Annotated in this window: 20 protein-coding genes; 4 read left to right on the top strand and 16 right to left on the bottom strand. The window is 34.7% G+C overall.

Annotated features, from left to right (window positions below):
- Positions 1–138: 138 nt before the first annotated feature.
- The 4 genes from C7J89_RS02480 to C7J89_RS02465 all read right to left on the bottom strand — a co-directional run bounded on the left by C7J89_RS02480 (position 139) and on the right by C7J89_RS02465 (position 3,995).
- Positions 139–1,176 (bottom strand): ferrated catecholamine ABC transporter substrate-binding lipoprotein SstD, encoded by a 1,038-nt coding sequence (locus C7J89_RS02480; protein ID WP_103295921.1) that lies wholly within the window; start codon positions 1,174–1,176, stop codon positions 139–141.
- A gap of 104 nt (positions 1,177–1,280) precedes the next feature.
- The gene (locus C7J89_RS02475; protein WP_103295922.1) at positions 1,281–2,081 is read right to left on the bottom strand and encodes an iron ABC transporter ATP-binding protein; all 801 of its coding nucleotides are present in this window, start codon (positions 2,079–2,081) and stop codon (positions 1,281–1,283) included.
- Entirely contained in the window at positions 2,078–3,037 is a 960-nt protein-coding gene (locus tag C7J89_RS02470; protein WP_103295923.1) for an iron chelate uptake ABC transporter family permease subunit, read from the bottom strand. Before C7J89_RS02470 ends, C7J89_RS02475 begins: the two co-directional genes overlap by 4 nt.
- A complete protein-coding gene (locus C7J89_RS02465) occupies positions 3,024–3,995 on the bottom strand; it encodes an ABC transporter permease (RefSeq protein ID WP_103295924.1) in 972 nt (323 codons plus the stop codon). Before C7J89_RS02465 ends, C7J89_RS02470 begins: the two co-directional genes overlap by 14 nt.
- Before the next feature lie 495 nt (positions 3,996–4,490).
- Between C7J89_RS02465 and C7J89_RS02460 the strand changes: the two genes are divergently transcribed.
- Together C7J89_RS02460 and C7J89_RS02455 are read left to right on the top strand one after the other, a co-directional pair.
- A complete protein-coding gene (locus C7J89_RS02460) occupies positions 4,491–5,657 on the top strand; it encodes a hypothetical protein (RefSeq protein ID WP_103295925.1) in 1,167 nt (388 codons plus the stop codon).
- 16 nt (positions 5,658–5,673) lie between these two features.
- Positions 5,674–6,897 (top strand): metal-dependent hydrolase family protein, encoded by a 1,224-nt coding sequence (locus C7J89_RS02455; protein ID WP_103295926.1) that lies wholly within the window; start codon positions 5,674–5,676, stop codon positions 6,895–6,897.
- A 92-nt stretch (positions 6,898–6,989) separates the two neighbouring features.
- Here the strand turns inward: C7J89_RS02455 and isaB are convergent, their stop codons facing one another.
- Positions 6,990–7,493, bottom strand: coding sequence for an immunodominant staphylococcal antigen IsaB family protein (gene isaB / locus C7J89_RS02450; RefSeq protein ID WP_106884384.1), 504 nt, complete (start codon positions 7,491–7,493; stop codon positions 6,990–6,992).
- Positions 7,494–8,002: 509 nt separating this feature from the next.
- Between isaB and trhO the strand changes: the two genes are divergently transcribed.
- Positions 8,003–8,956 (top strand): oxygen-dependent tRNA uridine(34) hydroxylase TrhO, encoded by a 954-nt coding sequence (trhO, locus tag C7J89_RS02445; RefSeq protein WP_061853940.1) that lies wholly within the window; start codon positions 8,003–8,005, stop codon positions 8,954–8,956.
- Positions 8,957–9,016: 60 nt separating this feature from the next.
- On the opposite strand, the gene fadH is transcribed toward trhO, so the two are convergent.
- The 5 genes from fadH to C7J89_RS02420 all read right to left on the bottom strand — a co-directional run bounded on the left by fadH (position 9,017) and on the right by C7J89_RS02420 (position 12,751).
- A complete protein-coding gene (gene fadH / locus C7J89_RS02440) occupies positions 9,017–9,781 on the bottom strand; it encodes a 2,4-dienoyl-CoA reductase (RefSeq protein WP_103295846.1) in 765 nt (254 codons plus the stop codon).
- 302 nt (positions 9,782–10,083) lie between these two features.
- Positions 10,084–11,121 (bottom strand): sensor histidine kinase, encoded by a 1,038-nt coding sequence (locus C7J89_RS02435; RefSeq protein ID WP_103295847.1) that lies wholly within the window; start codon positions 11,119–11,121, stop codon positions 10,084–10,086.
- A gap of 1 nt (position 11,122) precedes the next feature.
- Positions 11,123–11,806 (bottom strand): response regulator transcription factor, encoded by a 684-nt coding sequence (locus C7J89_RS02430; protein ID WP_103295848.1) that lies wholly within the window; start codon positions 11,804–11,806, stop codon positions 11,123–11,125.
- A gap of 5 nt (positions 11,807–11,811) precedes the next feature.
- Positions 11,812–12,234, bottom strand: a complete 423-nt coding sequence (locus C7J89_RS02425; protein WP_371860670.1) for a DoxX family protein — start codon at positions 12,232–12,234, stop codon at positions 11,812–11,814.
- 76 nt (positions 12,235–12,310) lie between these two features.
- Complete coding sequence (locus C7J89_RS02420; RefSeq protein ID WP_103295849.1) at positions 12,311–12,751, bottom strand: DM13 domain-containing protein; 441 nt, start codon at positions 12,749–12,751, stop codon at positions 12,311–12,313.
- A gap of 275 nt (positions 12,752–13,026) precedes the next feature.
- On the opposite strand from C7J89_RS02420, the gene C7J89_RS02415 reads away from it, so the two are divergent.
- Entirely contained in the window at positions 13,027–13,455 is a 429-nt protein-coding gene (locus C7J89_RS02415) for an Hsp20/alpha crystallin family protein (protein ID WP_061853945.1), read from the top strand.
- Between the two features lie 159 nt (positions 13,456–13,614).
- On the opposite strand, the gene pcp is transcribed toward C7J89_RS02415, so the two are convergent.
- From pcp to C7J89_RS02385, 6 genes are all read right to left on the bottom strand, one after another.
- On the bottom strand, positions 13,615–14,253 hold the full coding sequence (gene pcp / locus C7J89_RS02410) for a pyroglutamyl-peptidase I (RefSeq protein WP_103294520.1): 639 nt from the start codon (positions 14,251–14,253) through the stop codon (positions 13,615–13,617).
- Between the two features lie 18 nt (positions 14,254–14,271).
- Positions 14,272–15,198, bottom strand: coding sequence for a DUF979 domain-containing protein (locus C7J89_RS02405; protein WP_103294521.1), 927 nt, complete (start codon positions 15,196–15,198; stop codon positions 14,272–14,274).
- The gene (locus C7J89_RS02400) at positions 15,191–15,895 is read right to left on the bottom strand and encodes a DUF969 domain-containing protein (protein WP_103294522.1); all 705 of its coding nucleotides are present in this window, start codon (positions 15,893–15,895) and stop codon (positions 15,191–15,193) included. Before C7J89_RS02400 ends, C7J89_RS02405 begins: the two co-directional genes overlap by 8 nt.
- 179 nt (positions 15,896–16,074) lie before the next feature.
- Positions 16,075–17,667, bottom strand: coding sequence for a BCCT family transporter (locus C7J89_RS02395; protein WP_103294523.1), 1,593 nt, complete (start codon positions 17,665–17,667; stop codon positions 16,075–16,077).
- 163 nt (positions 17,668–17,830) lie between these two features.
- Positions 17,831–18,307 (bottom strand): DUF1440 domain-containing protein, encoded by a 477-nt coding sequence (locus C7J89_RS02390; RefSeq protein WP_103294524.1) that lies wholly within the window; start codon positions 18,305–18,307, stop codon positions 17,831–17,833.
- 86 nt (positions 18,308–18,393) lie between these two features.
- Entirely contained in the window at positions 18,394–19,647 is a 1,254-nt protein-coding gene (locus C7J89_RS02385; protein WP_103294525.1) for an amidohydrolase family protein, read from the bottom strand.
- Positions 19,648–19,682 lie beyond the last annotated feature (35 nt).

Below are 19,682 nucleotides of genomic sequence, written 5' to 3'. Positions count from 1 at the left end.
CATTCACCAAGACAATCATTTATATTGTTTTGAATGTGCTTCTAGGTAATAACAAACACCCTACATTTGTCTTAACCACTAGACAATTTGCAGGGTGTTTATTCATTTATGTGTAACTAATTATGCTACTTGTCATTATTATTTTTTATCCATTGCTTTTTCTACTTCATCAATTTGTTTCGTTAACGTTGTTACTGAACCAGTTGAGAAGTACCATAATTTTGGATCTAATTCATAGATTTTATTATTTTTCACTGCATCTACATTTTTAATAACATCATTGCTTAATGTTTTCTTAGCTGTAGAATTACCACTTACTACTTGACCACGGTCCATCGCAAAGATGATACCAGGGTTTTTCTGAGCAATGTATTCATTTGTTATGTTTTGACCATGGTTGCTGCCTTTTATTTTACTATCAGCAGGTTTGAAGCCCATAGTGTCAAATACAACTGCACCGAAACGTTGTCCAGCGCCAAATGTTGATAATTCACCTTCATTAACTAGTAAGAACATTGCTTTTTTATCTTTTACTTTTTCAGTTTTTTCTTTAATTCCTGCAATCTTATCGTCTAGTTTTTTATTTAAATCTTTAACTTCGTCTTCTTTGTCATAAATTTGTCCAAGTTTTTTCGCGCTATCTTTCATCGAATCTACGCTATTTTTAGCGTCTGGACCAACGTATACAATTTTAGCTTTTGGTGCTGCTTTTTTAAATTCATCAAGATTTTTTTGATTTGCTACTCGACCAGAAATGAAAATCACTTCAGGTTTAGCTTCTGCTACTTTGTCAAAATTAACTTCTTTTAAGTTACCAGTGTTTATGTATTTATCATCTTTAAAGTCACTTAAGAAGTCTGGTAACGATTTGTTACCTTCGCCTTTAGGTAGTCCTTTTACTTTATCTTCAAGTCCTAATTCTTTTAATGTGTCTAATGCCCCATAATCAAACACAATTGCATTCTTAGGATTTTTAGGTACTTCGACAGTTTCTTTTACATCTTTTGCATCGCTACCGTCTTTTTTCTCACCACTTGCTTGGTAATTATTTTCAATTTTTACAGTTTCATTTTTCGATTCTGACTTAGTTCCCTTGTCGTCACCCGATTTTCCGTTGTTACAAGCTGCTAATAAAAACATTAAACCTACTATAAGTATTAAAGCATATTTCTTCATATCTAAACTCCTCTATATTTTAATTTTTTGTCCCCCTGATATACACCCTAAACTTGTTATAAATTTAAAGTGGCCTCACTCCCTTCAATGCAAAGCGTTACTTTTTATAAAGTCTGTGCTAAATAAGGCGCCTCGTTAACGGTCGTTTCATCAAAGTAAATGCAAATACGCTGTCCCATAACATCTTCGATGCGCACTTCCATATCATATAGCGTATTCAATACATCGGGTTGTATAACATCGTCCTTCGCACTCGCTTCGACTATTTCTCCATCTTTAAGCGCGATAATATCGTCTGAATAACAAGAAGCGAAATTAATATCATGGATAACCACGATAATTGTTTTATTTAGAGATTTTGCAAGTCGACGTAATGTTTGCATAATTTGTACAGAATGTTTCATATCTAAATTATTTAATGGTTCATCTAATAAGATATAATCCGTATTTTGCGCAATCGTCATTGCTAAATATGCACGTTGTCTTTGACCACCAGATAATGTTTTTAAATAACGATCTCTAATTTCTTGTAACTGCAAGATTTCGAGCGCGTATTCTACTTGTTCTTTGTCTTCTTTTTTCAAGCGCCCTTTGCAATATGGAAAACGTCCGAATTCCACTAATTGCTCTACAGTGATATTTAATTCTGTATGGTTCGTTTGTTTTAAAATCGATAACTTTTTCGCTAATTCATTACTTTTATAGTCAGTGATTGCCTTATCCTCAATCTTCACTTCGCCATTATCAGACTCTATAAGTCGTGTAATAATCGATAACAACGTACTTTTACCAGCACCATTAGGTCCAATCATGGAAGTTAGACGTCCCTTTTTAATATCAACATTGATATCTTTTAAAATCGGCTTGTCTTGAATCGTTTTATTAACTCCTTGAATACTAATCAATTTGAATGCCTCCTTTTGACTAATAAATAGATAAAGTAGCTACCACCTACTAAATCAATAATAATACTGACTTGAGTTGTTGCTTCAAATAAGTTTTCCACTACGCCTTGTGCAATAAATAAACTTAACCAACTAATACATATCGTCGCGGGTAAAATATATTTGTGCTTGAACGTATTTAACATTTCACGGGCAAGGTTAACCGTTAATAATCCAAGAAATGTAATAGGACCAACCAATGCAGTCGATACAGATACAAGTATTGCAACAAGAATTAACAATAAGCGCGTTAAATTTTTATAAGAAATACCTAAATTAATAGCATGACTGCGCCCTAACAACAGCACGTCTAAGTACGGTATAAAAAATACGGTAATTAAAACTAAAATAACGAGTATAAAAGTACTTAGCAACATCAATTTACTGTTAGAAGCATCGAAGTTTGCGAACATTGAACTTTGTACGGCAAGAAAATCTTCTGGATTAATGATTAACTCTAAAAACCCTGTTAAACTTCTAAAAAATGTCCCTAATACAACACCAATTAGTAATATAAAGTAGACTGAAACGTTAGCCATACTAAAAATGCCTTGGAAGAGGAATAATGAAAATACAATCATGACAACTAAACTAATAGCAAAGCTATAATATGTATTGGTCACTAAAGCTGATTGCACCCCAAACACAACGACAATTAATACCTTCACAAACATATAGACAGCGTCCAGGCCTATGATTGACGGTGTTAATAAACGGTTATTCGTAATCGCTTGGAAAATGACTACTGATGATGCAATGGCACCCCCAACTAACAACATCAAGCATAACTTTCTTAACCGGCTGAAAAATTGGTACTCGAAAATATCAAAGTTAATACCTACGATAAGGTAAAGCCCACCGACTATTACTGTTAATATCATTAGGAACAGTAATTTTGTTTTATCAGTCATTTGCATAATTGTGTCGTCCTTTCATCAGCAAGATTATAAAAATAATAGTGCCAAAGACGCCGATAGTTAAGCCGATATTTATTTCATACGGATAAACAATAACTCTACCAATGATGTCGGAGAACATGACAAAGATTGCCCCTAATAAAGCCGTATGCGGCAATGCATTCTTTAAGTTATCTCCTTTAAAAATTGACACAATATTTGGAACGATTAACCCTAAGAACGGTAATGTCCCAACAGTAACTACGACAATCGCCGTAATGATTGCCGATATAAACAATCCTATATTGACTATCTTTTCGTAATTAACGCCTAAGTTGCTACTAAAATCTTTTCCCATCCCCGCAATTGTAAAATGATTCGCAAATATATATGTAAGAAATAATAATGGAACACTTAAGTATAAGATTTCGTATCTACCACTAGTAATAATCGCAAAATTACCATTTAACCAGTTGCCAATACTTTGAACTGTATTGGTTTGCAACGCTATAAATGTTGAAAAACTAGAAACAATACCACCGAGCATAATACCTAATAAAGGAATAAAAATAACGTCTGTAAAACGGATGTACTGCACTAATTTCACAAATAGGAAAGTCCCACAAAGACTTAAACCTACCGCAAAGATCAATTTAATAAGAATGTTTTGTTGAGGAAAAAATAACATAGATATTAAAATCCCCAATTTGGCCCATTCCATCGTACCTGCCGTCGTAGGACTCACAAATTTATTTTGCATCATTTGCTGCATTATTAACCCCGCAAGCGCTAAAGTGCTCCCAGAAATTAAAATACTGACCGTCCTAGGTATACGACTTGAAACGATAATATTAGTTTGCTCTTTGGTTAAGTGGAATATATCGGTGATTGATACCTTACTTACGCCTATAAACAGAGAAAGAATCGTTAACAACAGTAAAACTATAAATAGAAAGATACTACTGAAGAAGAATTTCATAATGACTTACCTATAACCTTTCGCAAAAAAATCCAATAAAACTAGTTGAAAGTGACATTGATAATCATTTTCATTAACTTAATTCTATCATCATCTATATTAAATACAATAGGCATTTAATAAATTTTTATCATTAACCTATTAATATAAAATTCGTAATATACCTACATAATGCTATTTCAAGACGATTACACATAACTTTAAGAAAAATAAAAAATTCTTAAAATTGTAAAAAATACAATAATATGACAGTTATATATATGTAAAAACATACACAAATCATGATAAATATTAGGTTACAAAGTCACTTTACTGCACTAAAATTTTTATAAGTTTGCATCAATACTTTAAGTCAATCAATTTTCTAATTTCACTAATAATAATTTAATTATCAAATCACAAATATATTTTCTGAAAATTCTTAATTTAATGTTAACAACTTACTTTATAAGTGCTATGATACTTACTAACTCATTTTGGGGAGGGGGAAGTTTTATGTGGAGTGAACCTATTATTTCTGCAACAGCGCTATTTGCGTTGATTGCGCTTGGAGAAGTTATTTCGACCTTATCTAAGGCGAGGATACCGATGTTACTTACGGCAATGGTCAGCTTTCTACTGCTCAAATGGTTCGGCGTATTTCCTAAGAACATTTTGGATTCGGCTGTTATACCGTCATTAGGTGCGCTTGCGATTGCGCCAGCGATTATGCATATGGGGACGATGATGCCTCTCGCAACATTAAAGAAACAGTGGAAAGCCGTCGTTATTTCTATTTTTGGGATTATGGGATCTACTGTCGCCATTTTAACGATCGTATCACTCGTTTACGATTTCCGTATCGCTGCATCAGGTGTTGGCCCTATTTCAGGGGGTATCGTAGCCTTGTTAATTACAATCGATAAATTAAAAGAATTACATTTAGGTTATTTAATCGTCTTACCTGCCTTAGTTCAAGGCTTACAAGGCGTGATTGGTTTACCTTTAAGTTCAATAATTATGAAACGTTACAGCAAACACTATTTAGAAAATGAATACAATTCAACTGAAGAAGCTACGATGATTGAAGAAGAACAACAAGCTGAATCAATACACGATCGTTTTCCTATTTTACAAAACGACATATTACGCTTATTTATTATGTTCGTCTTAGCAAGTTTGGCATTTTTAATAGGTGAAGTGACACACATTCACTATTCGCTAATTAGTTTAGCCTTTGGGGTTATCGGTTTAAAATTAGGCCTATTTCAACAAGCTGAGTTAGAGAAAAACAAATCATTTTCACTTATTCTTGTAATGATAATGCTCATCGTTATCGGTTCTATGGGAGACGTAACACCACATGACTTATGGCATCACTTGCCAGCAATTTTACTTATATTGTTGATTGGTACGATTGGTATTTTAATTGGTGGTGCAATTGCCGCTAAACTTATTGGTTGGCGTTACAGTAAAGCTTTACCAGTAGCATTAACCGCCTTATACGGTTTCCCTGGTGACTTTATGTTATGTGAAGAAGTGAGTCGTACGATGGCTAAAAATAAAAAAGAACGCGAAGCACTGTTCAAAGAATTACTAAGTCCAATGTTAATCGGTGGCTTTACTTCCGTAACCGTAGCTTCGGTTATTTTAACAGGTATATTGATGAACTTTATGAAATAACAAATGGAGGGATACAATGTTAATTAAAAATATTAATTTGATAGATGGAACAGGACGCGAGGTACAAAGCAACGTAGATGTGTATATACAAAATGATGAATTTGCTGTAATCGGCGCAAATCTTAATGTTGAGGATAATGAAGTTATTGATGGACAAGGTAAATATTTATTGCCCGGCATGATAGATAGCCACGTGCATCTTATGGAAGAAATGAAACCTTTAGCACAAAAATTAGCTACACCTTTTTCATATACTTTTTATCAAGCAATCGACCATTTGAAACGTACCGTTGATTGCGGTGTAACAACAGTACGTGACGCATTAGGTGCCGATCAAGGTATTAAAGAAGCAGTTCAAGACGGTTTGATTTTAGGGCCACGCATGCAAGTAAGCATTAACGCTTTGACTATAACTGGTGGACATGGTGATAAACTGACTAAATCTGGTATTGTCATGCCTAGCTTTTTAGAAGATTATCCCGGTTTACCTAATGGTATTTGTGATGGTGTAGAAGAAGTACGCAAAAAAGTACGTCAAATGCTACAAGCTGGTGCCGACGTAATTAAAGTCCATGCAACTGGTGGCGTTACTAGTCCTACTGACCACCCAGACTATGCTCAATTTTCAGTTGAAGAACTCAAAGTTATGGTACAGGAAGCACAATTTAGAGATAACCGTAAAGTGATGGCCCATGCTCAAGGATTACAAGGCGTAAAAAATTGTATCGAAGCAGGCATTCATTCTATCGAACATGGCATTTATTTAGACGATGAAGCAATTGAAGGCATGAAAGCTAAAAATATGTTCCTTGTACCAACATTATTAGCACCAGTTTCTGTTATAGAATTTGCCGATGAATTAGGCATGTCAGAAACATCCATTCATAAGTCTAAAGAAGTAATTGATGCACATACGACAAGTTTTAATAAAGCAGTAAAAGCCGGCGTGAAAATTGCTATGGGAACAGATGCAGGCGTCTTTAAACACGGTACCAACTTACGCGAATTAGAATTAATGGTCGAGCATGGTATGACACCTATGCAAGCCATCGTAGCATCAACACAAACCTCAGCCGAATGCCTCGGCTACCAAGACTACTTAGGTACGGTAGAAATCAACAAAAAAGCCGACTTCATCATGGTAGATAACAATCCATTAGACGACATCGGGTTAATCAAACATCCAGACAATATTAAAGTTGTTGGCATTGGTGGTAAAGTCGTCAAAGACATTCGCTAAAATAATCAGACCTCCTACTTAGAAGACAGGAGGTCTGATTTTTTAATATTTATAAGGATTTTCTAAATTATTTTTTACAATTTCAAACTTAATTAATTCTTATTATAATGTGTATCTAACATCGCTTTATATGCATAACCATCTTTTACATAAAAATCAATTGAAGAATAACCAATGTGATAACGATAATCCCCAGTTTTTTCAGTCACATTATCTATTTCTGGTTTTCCATATTTATCAATAATTTGTTTGCTCGTAACACTCTTTCCTAATTTTAAATATACAACAGAACCTGTATTTTTACTTGTCTTTGCAATTTTTTGGTCATATGGATAAACAAATTTAGAACCCTTTTCACTAACTTTGCCATCCATAGTATAACCATTAATTGTGAAGTTATTATATTTAACAGCGTTAATGAAATTCTGATCTAAGACAAAACTACCTTGTGATGCTGTATACCCTGTGTAGTTATACCAAGGTTTGGTTGCCGCATGTGCTTCAGTGCTAGTCTCATTATCTTGTACTACATTTGCGCCCATTGCAGTGCCTAAAACAATTGTGCTAGATAATACTAATTTTACAAGTTTATTCATGACACTCAACCCCTTCTTTTTGAATCGTGTTACGATTCGATTACAATATTACCAAAATGTTACATATAAAGCAAGTTTATTTTAAAATTAAAATATTACACAAAACACATAAAATTATATTAACGCCCTGGTTAAGTTACTTTACTTTTTATACAACCCGCACTGTAACTTCAGACAAACGGCAGACTAACCCCTATGTTAAAATTGAAATTTATTATATTTGAGTTTATAATTACACATCTTCCCAATCATTGTTCACCAAAGTTTCGTAACTATTTCCCCCTACCCTATTTCTTAAATTACGGAAAAAGAGTAAACTTAATTATATTAATACATTGAATATTATCGCTTTTTTGTTAAAATATAGTATGGAATTTCTTTGCCCCTTCATAAATAAAAATACCTCAAGGGTGCAAGGTATAAATCATTAGTACTTATATCATTCAACCACACAGGCACTTTATATAAATGATTAAAGACAACATTAAAAATTAAGAGGAGTTAGTATAATGGATTATAGAGTATTGTTATTTTATAAATACGTAACGATTGATGACCCCGAAACTTTTGCAGCTGAGCATTTACAATTTTGTAAGGACAACGACTTAAAAGGTCGTATTTTAGTATCTTCTGAAGGTATTAATGGTACAGTGTCTGGGCCTAAAGAAGTAACTGATAATTATATCGCTCACATGAGAGCTGACACTAGATTCAGTGATATCGTCTTCAAAATCGACGAAGCTGAAGGTCATGCATTCAAAAAAATGCACGTACGTCCAAGAAATGAAATTGTCGCTTTAGATCTTGAAGACGACGTTAATCCTAAAGAATTAACAGGTAAATATTTATCACCTACTGAATTTAGAGATGCATTACAATCAGACGATACGGTCGTTATTGATGCACGTAATGACTATGAATATGATTTAGGTCATTTCAGAGGGGCTATCCGTCCTAACATCACTAGATTCAGAGACTTACCCGACTGGATAAAAGAAAACAAAGAACAATTTATGGATAAGAAAATTGTCACTTATTGTACTGGTGGTATCCGTTGTGAAAAATTCTCTGGCTGGTTATTAAAAGAAGGTTTCGAAGATGTAAGCCAACTTAAAGATGGTATTGCAACTTACGGTAAAGACCCTGAAACAAAAGGCGAATTTTGGGACGGTAAAATGTACGTATTCGATGAACGTATTAGCGTAGAAATTAACCAAGTAGACAAAACAGTTGTTGGTAAAGAATGGTTCGATGGTACACCATGTGAACGTTATATCAACTGTAGCAACCCTGAATGTAACCGTCAGATCTTAGTTTCTGAAGAAAACGAAGAGCGTTATTTAGGTGCATGTTCACACGAATGTGCAGCACATGAAAGAAACCGTTACGTTCAAAAACACGATATCAGCGAAGAAGAAAAAGCAAAACGCTTAGAAAACTTCAAAGATTTAGTAAATCAATAATATAACTAAAAATCACGCCCATCTTAATAAGGTGGACGTGATTTTTTTATTCCCTTTACTTTAAAACGGATTACGATTTAGCCATTGGCCACCGTCCATCGTGATGCAATCGCCATTGATGTAGCTCGCTTCATCTGAGAATAAAAAGCGTGCTAGACCAGCAATTTCTTCTGGTTGACCCATGCGGTTTAATGGCACGCTATCTAACGTTTGTTGACGTGCATCTTCTGATAGCGTCAAGCGTTGAGCGCCTCCAGTATTGTCTATGGGACCCGGAGCAATCGCATTAGCACGTATTCCATATTTAGAGCCCCATTCTATAGCGATTGTACGTGTCATTGATAGCACACCCGCTTTAGCGCTTGCTGAATGGATAACGCCAGGACCTGAAGTCCATGAATAAGGCGCAACGATATTAACGATAACACCCTTGTGCCCTTGCTCAATCCAATGCTTACCAACAGCTTGCGTACAATACCAAGTACCGTTTAATACGATATTAATAACAGAATTCCAACCGTTTAGCGATAAATCTTCAGCCGGACAAATAAAATTACCTGCTGCATTATTTACCAAACCATCAATTTTACCAAATTGCTCTAGTGTTTCATCGACTGTCTGTTGTACCTTTTCAGGATCTCGAACATCCATTGCTACACACAGTACTTGCCCTTCACGTTGTTCTATTTCTTGCTTGGTTGCTTCTAATTTCTCAGGCGTACGTCCAGTTATAACGACATTGGCGCCTTCTTCAACAAATCGTTTAGCCATTGCTTTCCCCATACCGCTACTGCCACCAGTTACAATAATTACTTTATCCTTCATAATCATGCTCCTAACTCATTGTTTTATGTATTTATACCAACTATATGTAATCGCTTACATATAATTCAAGAAAAGTTACTTATTGCTATAGTTTACCCCTGTTAACTATTTAATATGCACTTTTTTATTAATTAAAAAGAGCCTTAGACATTATCGTGTCTTCAGGCTCATTTTTTTCATATTGGCAGTAGATGACTGAATTGAAAATACGCTTATATCAAGCGTCTTTCAACTCTAGTCATCCTTGCCGGGGTGGGACTACAAAATCTTCTTATAAAAATAAGATTTTTGTCTCTCTCCCTTTAAGATGATTGTATTGGAAAAGTGAGTGTTATCGTAGTACCTTTACTAAAAACGCTATTAACCTTAATATCGCCACCGATACGCTCGGCTAAAGTCTGTGCAATATACAGACCTAAACCTGTGCCGCCCGTCGATTTGTTGCGGGATGCTTCTACGCGATACGTGCGTTTAAAAATATGTGGCAATTGTGATTCTTTAATACCTATGCCTTTATCAGTCACCGATATTGCTAGTTGATTGTTAGAGGGGTTGTTAACGTCTATCTTAATCGGTGTGCCTTTAGCTGAGAATTTCAATGCGTTGTCGATAAAATTGGTAATGATTCTTTCGAGTGCTACTTTGTCTTGTTGAAATGGAGGGATGGTGTGATCTATATTTAATTGTACATCTCTATGTTCTGTCGTTAATTGTTGCTGATAACTTTCTAATACTGGAATTAACAATTGATCCATATTAATCGTTGCTTGTAGTTGTTCGGTACGATTTACAGCTATTAAGTCTGTTAAATCATCAAACATTTGTGACAAACGGTCTGTTTGAGTTATTAAAATGCGATAAGCCGCTGCTATATCTTCGGTGTCATGAATAATGCCATCTTTAAGCCCTTCTGAATAAGATTTAATACTTGCTAAGGGGGTTTTTAAATCATGTGCTAAGTTTTGAATCATCGCTATTTTTTCATCTTGTTCTAATTGAATATCAGCCATTTGTGCTTGAATTTTAGCTATCATCATAGTAAATGAAATATTTAATTCTTTTAATTCTTTGGGAGATGTTATTGGTAAACTTTCAATATTAAAATTACCTTGTGCGATTTGTTGTGTTTGGATGTTTAATTGTTCTATTTTTTGAATCGTTGGCGCTAATAAAAATATTGCTATAATCATCGTAATCATACTAGAAATAAAGGACCCTAATGTTAACATAATCGTTTGATGCGCGTTAAACCACATTAATTTATATAGCACGCAAACAAAAAGTGTCGTAATGAGTATTGAAACTATAAATGCATAAAATAATTGTTTACGAATGGACATATTAAACACTCCTTTGGAACTTATAACCAAGTCCCCACACCGTAGCTATTGTATATTCATCATACTGACAGGCTTCTAATTTTTCTCTAATGCGGTGTATATGTACATTTAATGTGTTCATGTCTTCGTAATACGCATAGCCCCATACTTTCTCTAACAATTCTGACTTGGAAATAGCTATTGTTTCATGCGTTGCAAAATACCATAGCAATTCAAATTCTTTTATTCTGAATCCTAATTCTTGTCCGTTAATTTCTGCTGTCTTAGTTAAATTATTGAGTATTAAACTACCACATTCAATTATATCTTTGTGCGTGGGTTTTTGTGATGCTCTAGCTAAAATATTTTTAGCACGTATGACCAATTCTCTTGGGCTGAATGGTTTTTTAACGTAATCATCTGCGCCAAGCATTAAGCCATATATTGTCTCGCTTTCAGTCGTCTTTGCAGTTAAATAAATGTAAGGAATATCTAAACCTTGTGCTTTCATTTCCTCTACAACTTTATAACCATTGAGCTCGGGCATCATAATATCTAAAATGATTAAATCCACACCATCATTTAACTTGCTGAGCGCGTCCTTGCCATCGCAAGCAGTTGTTACCTCATAACCTTCAAACTCAAAATAGGTCTTACAAATTTCTCTAATATCTTGTTCATCATCTACGATTAATACATGATTCATTCTTCTCAATCCTTACCTGTTGTCCTTTTTAAGAAATGACTTAAACTTAATGTCTTCATCGTTTCTTTATTCATTAATAATATTATAAAGAAAAACAGTTGTGTTGGGTATGTAAATATCATGTCTGCCAAAATATAATTCAACATGATAAACACACCGAAAAAGCTAGCTGTATATGACAATACGCCTAAAATTAGCGCCAATCCTATCGCTATTTCTCCTAAAGGAATTATCCATTTAAACAACTCTAAATTAGGTGCTACGACATATTCGAAAAAGTCTTTATACCAATATGGTGAATCTTGATTTTCTTTAATTACGGGTACTAACCCATCTACCGCAAAACCGCCAGTTATTTTTTCGTAACCTTGAAATAACATATAACTGCCTGTACCTAAGCGAATAAATAATATTATTAGTTTTCCTATCATTATTGTGTTCACTCCTAAAAAAGGCAGCAAAGTATTGTTAACTTACATTAATAATACTTCCCCGCCCGCCATATTATTTTAACTTAGCTGATCCGAAAATAACGTGTGCTTTATCACAGTATATTGTTACTGTGTCATACTGTTCAGCATCTATGTCTTTAAGGTCAAATGTTTGTGACGCTTCATCGTGTTTAACGGCATCAATTTTTTCACCTTCTTTAATTTTGTTACCTTTAGTTAAGTATACGTATAAGTCTGGGCCTTTAGATGAGCTATAATCAGTAAGCATAAGTTTACCGTCTTTGATCATTGCTTTTCCTTCTACTTTTTCTTTGTTTTCAGATTTGAACGTACCCTCTTTTTCTACTTTAGCGTTGTCAGTAGATTTTTGATTGTCTTTCATTTCTGTTTTTGTCTCTGACTTTTCATCTTTCTTATCTTCCATATTGTTACAAGCGCCTAATAATAAAGTCCCTGCAATAGTCGTTGAAAATACTAATGTTTTGATGTTCATATGATTTCCTTCTTTCAATTTAGTTTATGTTTTAATCATAATAAGACCGCTTCAAAAATCACATTAACTTAGGATTAACTAGTATTAACTATTTCTTAAATATCGATAAAGTCAGTTAATATCTCAAAAAGTCAAAATAAGTTTTTTGACTTTGACTTTCTTTGACCTTTGTGCTATTATATAGTTGTAAGGTTAAAGAAGGCATAATACAAATAATAAATAATTACTACTGATTATGCCGATACGCCAATCACAAGATTAAGGAGAGATGTTTTATGGCATTTGAAATGAAACCTTTCAACAACTCATTTTTCGACGTGAACCCAAGTGATTTCTTTAAAGATTTTGGCCGTCAATTCTTTGATCAATTTCCAAGTCAAAATATAAAAACTGACATTAAAGAATTAGACGATGCTTATGAGGTAGAAGCAGAATTACCTGGTATGGATAAAGACAATATACAACTTCAATTCGACAACAATATTTTAACTATTGCAGGAAAACAAACAGTTGAAAATGAAGAACAAGATGACGAAGGTCGCGTTATTCAACGTGAACGTAGTTACAGCAATGTAAGTAGACAATTTTCATTTAATAATATAGATAAAGACAATATTACTGCTTCTTACAATAACGGAATGCTTCACGTGAAACTTCCTAAATCACAACAAGAAGACACAAGTTCAAATATTCAAATTGACTAATTAATGCTTGGTTAAAGACATGAATAATAAAATAGAGCGGGACTATGAATGCTTAAATACATTTGTAGTCCCACTCCCACTAGGGTTATCTTTACTTTAGATAACTAAGACGCCCTCATCATTTATTGATAGAGGGCGTTTTTATACATATTATTCGATTTAATGCGTTTCTCCTAATGCTACATGGCTATCATCTGAGTTAGATATCGCTTTGATTGCCGCAGTCAAACCTTGCACAATAGTGTCTAAAGACATTGAAGGTACATTTTGTTTCGTCGCAACTTGTGCAGGTATAAACGGCACATGGATAAAGCCAAATAACAGCTCTGGATAAGATGTCGCTTGTAGATACCCCATTTGATATAAAATATGATTACAGACAAAGGTACCGGCTGTATTTGACAATCGTGCCGGTACACCAGCATTTTGAATGGCTTCAGTCATTGCTTTCACTGGCATATTAGAAAAATAAGCCGGAGCTCCTTGTGGTTGAATTAGCGCATCAATAGGTTGATTCCCTTTATTATCCGCAATACGTGCATCATCAATATTAATGCCAACACGTTCGGGCGTTAATTCGAAGCGTCCGCCGGCTTGTCCGATCGTTAACACAGCTTCATAACTGTCTTGAGACAAGGCTTCTGCTAGTACATCTTTTGATTCATGGAACACGGTAGGAATCTCTAATTTTGTAATATGATGTTCACCAATTTGCTCTGGCAATTGCTTTACCGCTTCTAACGCTGGATTTACTTTCTCTCCACCAAATGGATCAAATGCTGCTATTAATATTTTCATAATGTTTCCTCCTTATAATTAAAATGCCCAAAAATACATTAATACGATATGTACGATAATCAACGTAAGGGCAATAGGAACTTGTGCTTTAATAACGCCAAATTCTTCTTTCATTTCGAGTAAAGCAACTGGCAATGTATTAAAGTTCGCAGCCATCGGAGTTAGTAAAGTACCACAAAAGCCACCTGTCATTGCTAACGCCCCAGCTATCGCAGGATCTCCGCCTTGCGCAATAACGAATGGCATACCAATACTCGCTGTGATAACTGTAAAAGCTGCAAACGCATTACCCATCAACATTGTAAATAAGACCATGCCTATAATATAAGCCGTGGCACCAATCAAATGATTACCTTCTGGTAAAAATGATGATATCCCTTTAGAAATGACGTTACCTACACCACTCACCGTAAATAGCACACCTAATGCGGCTAAAAATTGTGGTAAGATACCGACTGTCCCAACTTGCTGTGTCAGTCTATCACTATCATATAAAATGTAAGAAGCTTTAGGTTTAATTACGACTACCGCAGTGATTATACCGACGATAGAAGCTACACCTAAGCCAACTGCACCTCCAAGTGGCGTCCAATTCGATACTACGACGGCTACTACCGCTAAAACGATAGCAGGAATAAAAAGTTTATTACCATATTTTGTTGCACCCTCTGCTACTTCTTTATCAGTAACGTCTACAATATTTTTAATTGCTACTTGTTTGAATAAAGTCAGTGCACCCATGCATAATATCAAGACACCGTTAATGCTGCTTGGTATGTAAGGTCCAAAAATAAATAATACGCCTAAAATAATCCAAAATAACGCCGTACCATATTTCTTACTTTTATCCTGTGCCTTTAAAACACGTAAGGCTGTATAAAACAATTGCAAACCAATTAACACATAAAATATTTCTAACAAAGTATCTAAAGTTTGACTACTCATCTTTCGTCACCTCTTGTTGTTCATATTTACGTTGGAAATAGCGATCTAAGCGCATATTATTAAGCCACACAATGACAAAGGTAATAAGTGCTATAGGTACAGATGCTAGAGCTAAATCAACCGCATCGACATTAATCTTTAACGATTTAAAAGTACCCACCATTAATAAAATACCTGCGCCACCGACAAATAAATTCTGGCCGAAGAAATTACCGTAATTTTCCATCGCCGATGTTTGAGCTTTAATAAGTTCTACATCCTTATCCTCTACTTGCTTACTGTTTAATTTAAAACGCGTACGTAATGCACCTTGTACCATTGGATTAATCAACGGTCGCACAAATTGAGGATGTCCCCCTATTCTAATAGATGCAAGCCCCGCTAATTCTCTAACGCCTAAATAAACGGTCATCAGCCTACCACTTGTGACCTTATCAATCTTACCAATCAACTTAGAAGCTTGTTGTTTTAAGCCGAAGCGTTCAATCAAACCAACCATTGGTAACGTTAGTAAAAACAAAGTCACTAACCTATTATCAGTAAATGCTTTTCCTAAAGTAGACAAGATATCTGTAAAATCCATACCAGATACAAGCCCCGTCACTATTGCCGCGATTAAGACGACCGCAATCGTGTCAATTTTTAATAAAAAACCGACAATGATAATGACAATACCAATTAATTTTAACCATTCCATATTGATTCCCCCTTTTATGTAAACGCTTTTAAAAACCATACCACAGTATTTAAGTCGATGAAAGACGGCCAATATAATAAGATAAAAAATAAATTGATTTTCAAAAAATATAGAATGCAAAAAGTAATCGCCCACAAAAAAAGACTGTGACATTATACGCCACAGCCTCAATATCAAATTTATTTAGTTGTATGTTGTTGATCGCTATTTTCTTCAATAACGTCTTGATTTACTTTCCGATAATGCAATAACTTTTCATCCCCGACGTACAGTTTGTTATTGGTATGTCGCGGCTTTTCTAAAGCTAGGGATTTAAACAATGCCCACATCATAAAGATTATGACAAGGGAGAAAGGTAGCGCCGCAATGATCAAGAGGTTTTGAATCGATTGCGTGCCTCCCGTGTATATCATAATAATTGCGAATAAAGCTAAGATTACACCCCAACTTACTTTTACGATACCAGATGGGTTAATTTCACCTTTAGAACTTAACATACCTAACACATACGTTGCGGAGTCTGCTGAAGTTACGAAGAAAATCATGATGACAAATAATGTAAGTATGCTTAGGACAAAGCCCAATGGGAAATGTTCTAGCGTTGCAAACGTCGCTGTTTCAGTTGCTTCCTTAGCAATATTGGCAATGCCATGTTGTTGCACAAAGATTGCTGAAGCACCAAAGACTGCAAAGAATATAAAGCAGACAAGTGCTGGCACAAATAAGACACCTAAAATAAATTCTTTAATTGTTCTACCACGTGACACGCGAGAAATAAAGATACCTACGAATGGTGCCCATGAAATCCACCATGCCCAATAGAACAACGTCCACTGTTGCACCCATTGGAATTTCTCTCCACCACTTTGTGGAATACGTAAACTCATTTTGAAGAAATTAAAAATATAATCTCCCAATGCATTCGTAAATGTATTTAAAATTTGTAATGTCGGGCCTACGATAAATAATCCTACTAACACTACAAATGCCAAAACCATATTAATATTACTTAAACTTTTTATTCCTTTATCAATACCTGACCACGCAGACCATGTAAATAATATCGTAGCAATAATAATAATCGCTACTTGCATGGCAAAATTCGAAGGTGTTTTAAATAAAAAGTGTAAGCCTTGGTTAATTTGTAACGCACCAAATCCTAAAGTTGCTGCGACACCTGTAACCGTCGCAATAATGGCTAAAACATCAATAGCACCACCAATAGGTCCTCTCATCATTTTTGTACCAAATATTGGTGTGAGCGTTGCACTCACTAAACCCGGATATCCTTTGTGGAAATTAAAATATGCAAATACTAAGGCAACAATGCCGTAAACTGCCCATGCATGTATACCCCAATGGAAAAAGGCAAACTGCATCGCATCGTTAATTGCCGTCTGTGTACCAGCTTTATGAATCGGCGTTAACGTATATGCATGGCTGATTGGTTCAGCCGTCGTCCAAAAGACAAGACCCATGCCCATACCAGCACTAAATAACATGGCGAACCATGACTTAAGTGAGAACTCGGGTTCTTCGCCTTCTTCTCCCAAAGTAATTGAAGCATATCTAGAAAATAATAAATAAACACAGACAATAAGTATTACTAAAACTAACAATAAATAATACCAACCAAAATTTACTGCTATAAAATTCGTAATTGCTTGAGTACCCGTTTCTAATTGTTTAGGCCATATAGCACCATAAACAACGAATAAAGTACAAACCGCTAGGGCAACCCAAAACACTACTGTTAATTTATTCAATCGCATAACAAATAGTAGCCTCCCCTACGTAGTTTATGCATAACTTATACCCTAACTTCACGTAATTATGTATTGCACAAGTATTTATATTTGGAAAATTTCATCCAACATATTAATGTAAAAAAACAGTGATTCCATTTATTGGAACCACTGAAGATAATTGTATATATTATTTAACTGCATTTCTGAATAAATCTATACTATTCATCCATATAATATGTCCTAGCAATTCAGAAACATGCTCTTGAATAGGCAATTCGCTCGCTTCAGGTGTTAGTTTTAATTTTGGCAATAACCATTCATGAAAGATAACATGAATTGCAACACCAAATAACAATCCTTTACCTAATGTAATTTTATAACATTTCTCTGCTAATATTGCATAAACAAATGCGTTAGCGACGGAAAATCCATAGTGAATACCCATAACTGCTAATGGTATTTCATTACTATTATACGTCACAGTATAATTTTGAATACTGTCTGGCACTTTAAATTGTTTCATCATCGTTACTGGTGGCGGTTCTTCATCACGTTCTGGCGTCCTAGGTGGGACGATACTTTCCCAGCCCATTTTAACCATACCGCCGACTAATCCACCTGCTAAACCAGTTAATAAAATACGTTTGCAAGAAATATTTGTCATTATCATTCACCTCATCCATTATTAATTTACCCCAAAAAGAAAATTAACAATCAGACGTTTTAGCTATTATAAATAATAAGTGCAGTTTAATTTTTTAAGAAATCTATTTCTATATCATTTTTTCTAGGTGCACGTTTAAATATATATTCTCCATTACGTACTGAAGTAATAACTTCAGCGCGTTCACGAACTGCTTCATAAGCATCTTGTGCATCTATGACGATAAAGTTTGCTGGTTTACCTTCTTCTATACCGTATTGCTCATTTACTCGTAAAATATTTGCGCTATTATAAGTAATTAAGTCCAATGCTTTATTAATTTCATCAATATGTGTATAGTGTGCTAAATGAATACCATTATCTAAAATATTCATCATATTACCATTACCTAAAGGATAGAAGTAATCAGCAATTGAGTCTTGGGCAAATGCTAAATTATTACCATTATTTAATAGTTCTTTCACGCGTGTAATGCCACGACGAACTGGATAGTTATCTCCTCTACCTTGTAAATGCATATTTTCAGTTGGGCACACAATAAAGTTAATTTTTGATTCTCTAAATAAGCCCATCATTTTATTGGCATAACTATTTTCAACCGCACCAAAACTGCAAGTATGGCTCGCTGTCGTATATTGACCATAGTTTTCTTCCATAACTAAGGCATTTAATACTTCTAAAAATCGACTATTAGGATCATCATTTTCGTCACAATGAATATCAATCTGTGTATTATATTTTTTAGCCATCGCGATAATGCGACGTAATGATTCTACACCGTGCTCGTATGAGATTTCAAAGTGTGGAATACCTCCGGCAACATCAGCACCCATTTCTAATGCTTTTTCCATTAATTGCTCGGCGCCTTCGAATCTAAAGAAACCTTCTTGAGGGAATGCGACTAATTGAATTGTGACGTAGTCTTTTAACTCATCACGTAGTTTCAACATTGCTTTCATACCTGTTAAATCTGGATCTGTTATATCAACATGAGTACGGATAAATTGAACACCTTTATTCATTTCTTTACGAATACCAGCTAGCGCACGTTCGCGTACGACTTCTTCTGTTAGTTCTTTTTTATTGTCACTCCAACGCTGAATGCCTTCAAATAATGTACCGGAAACATTAGCGTTACCTTCGCCTAACCCTGTGAAAATATAGTCTAAATGTACATGCGGATCTACGAAAGGAGGTAACACTAATCTTCCTTCTAAATCTATTGCTTCATTGACTTCTTCAAGATTATTACCAACCGCTTTGAATTGCCCATTATCGTCAATGATAAATTCAGTAGCATCCGGTACGCCATAAATAGTGGCGTTAATAAATTTTTTCATAAATTACGCTCCCTTTCATTCGTTTATTCATGTAC

The organism is Staphylococcus kloosii, assembly GCF_003019255.1.
GTDB lineage: Bacteria > Bacillota > Bacilli > Staphylococcales > Staphylococcaceae > Staphylococcus > Staphylococcus kloosii.
Note: the sequence above shows the minus strand (reverse complement) of the source record. Positions and strands in the feature narration are given on the sequence as shown.

What these genes read in the sequence shown, in the direction of transcription:
- C7J89_RS02480 (WP_103295921.1), bottom strand. Translation starts at nt 1,176, where the DNA reads ATGAAGAAATATGCTTTAATACTTATAGTAGGTTTAATGTTTTTATTA.
- C7J89_RS02470 (WP_103295923.1), bottom strand. Translation starts at nt 3,037, where the DNA reads ATGCAAATGACTGATAAAACAAAATTACTGTTCCTAATGATATTAACA.
- C7J89_RS02465 (WP_103295924.1), bottom strand. Translation starts at nt 3,995, where the DNA reads ATGAAATTCTTCTTCAGTAGTATCTTTCTATTTATAGTTTTACTGTTG.
- C7J89_RS02460 (WP_103295925.1), top strand. Translation starts at nt 4,491, where the DNA reads ATGTGGAGTGAACCTATTATTTCTGCAACAGCGCTATTTGCGTTGATT.
- C7J89_RS02455 (WP_103295926.1), top strand. Translation starts at nt 5,674, where the DNA reads ATGTTAATTAAAAATATTAATTTGATAGATGGAACAGGACGCGAGGTA.
- isaB (WP_106884384.1), bottom strand. Translation starts at nt 7,493, where the DNA reads ATGAATAAACTTGTAAAATTAGTATTATCTAGCACAATTGTTTTAGGC.
- trhO (WP_061853940.1), top strand. Translation starts at nt 8,003, where the DNA reads ATGGATTATAGAGTATTGTTATTTTATAAATACGTAACGATTGATGAC.
- fadH (WP_103295846.1), bottom strand. Translation starts at nt 9,781, where the DNA reads ATGAAGGATAAAGTAATTATTGTAACTGGTGGCAGTAGCGGTATGGGG.
- C7J89_RS02435 (WP_103295847.1), bottom strand. Translation starts at nt 11,121, where the DNA reads ATGTCCATTCGTAAACAATTATTTTATGCATTTATAGTTTCAATACTC.
- C7J89_RS02430 (WP_103295848.1), bottom strand. Translation starts at nt 11,806, where the DNA reads ATGAATCATGTATTAATCGTAGATGATGAACAAGATATTAGAGAAATT.
- C7J89_RS02420 (WP_103295849.1), bottom strand. Translation starts at nt 12,751, where the DNA reads ATGAACATCAAAACATTAGTATTTTCAACGACTATTGCAGGGACTTTA.
- C7J89_RS02415 (WP_061853945.1), top strand. Translation starts at nt 13,027, where the DNA reads ATGGCATTTGAAATGAAACCTTTCAACAACTCATTTTTCGACGTGAAC.
- pcp (WP_103294520.1), bottom strand. Translation starts at nt 14,253, where the DNA reads ATGAAAATATTAATAGCAGCATTTGATCCATTTGGTGGAGAGAAAGTA.
- C7J89_RS02405 (WP_103294521.1), bottom strand. Translation starts at nt 15,198, where the DNA reads ATGAGTAGTCAAACTTTAGATACTTTGTTAGAAATATTTTATGTGTTA.
- C7J89_RS02400 (WP_103294522.1), bottom strand. Translation starts at nt 15,895, where the DNA reads ATGGAATGGTTAAAATTAATTGGTATTGTCATTATCATTGTCGGTTTT.
- C7J89_RS02395 (WP_103294523.1), bottom strand. Translation starts at nt 17,667, where the DNA reads ATGCGATTGAATAAATTAACAGTAGTGTTTTGGGTTGCCCTAGCGGTT.
- C7J89_RS02390 (WP_103294524.1), bottom strand. Translation starts at nt 18,307, where the DNA reads ATGACAAATATTTCTTGCAAACGTATTTTATTAACTGGTTTAGCAGGT.
- C7J89_RS02385 (WP_103294525.1), bottom strand. Translation starts at nt 19,647, where the DNA reads ATGAAAAAATTTATTAACGCCACTATTTATGGCGTACCGGATGCTACT.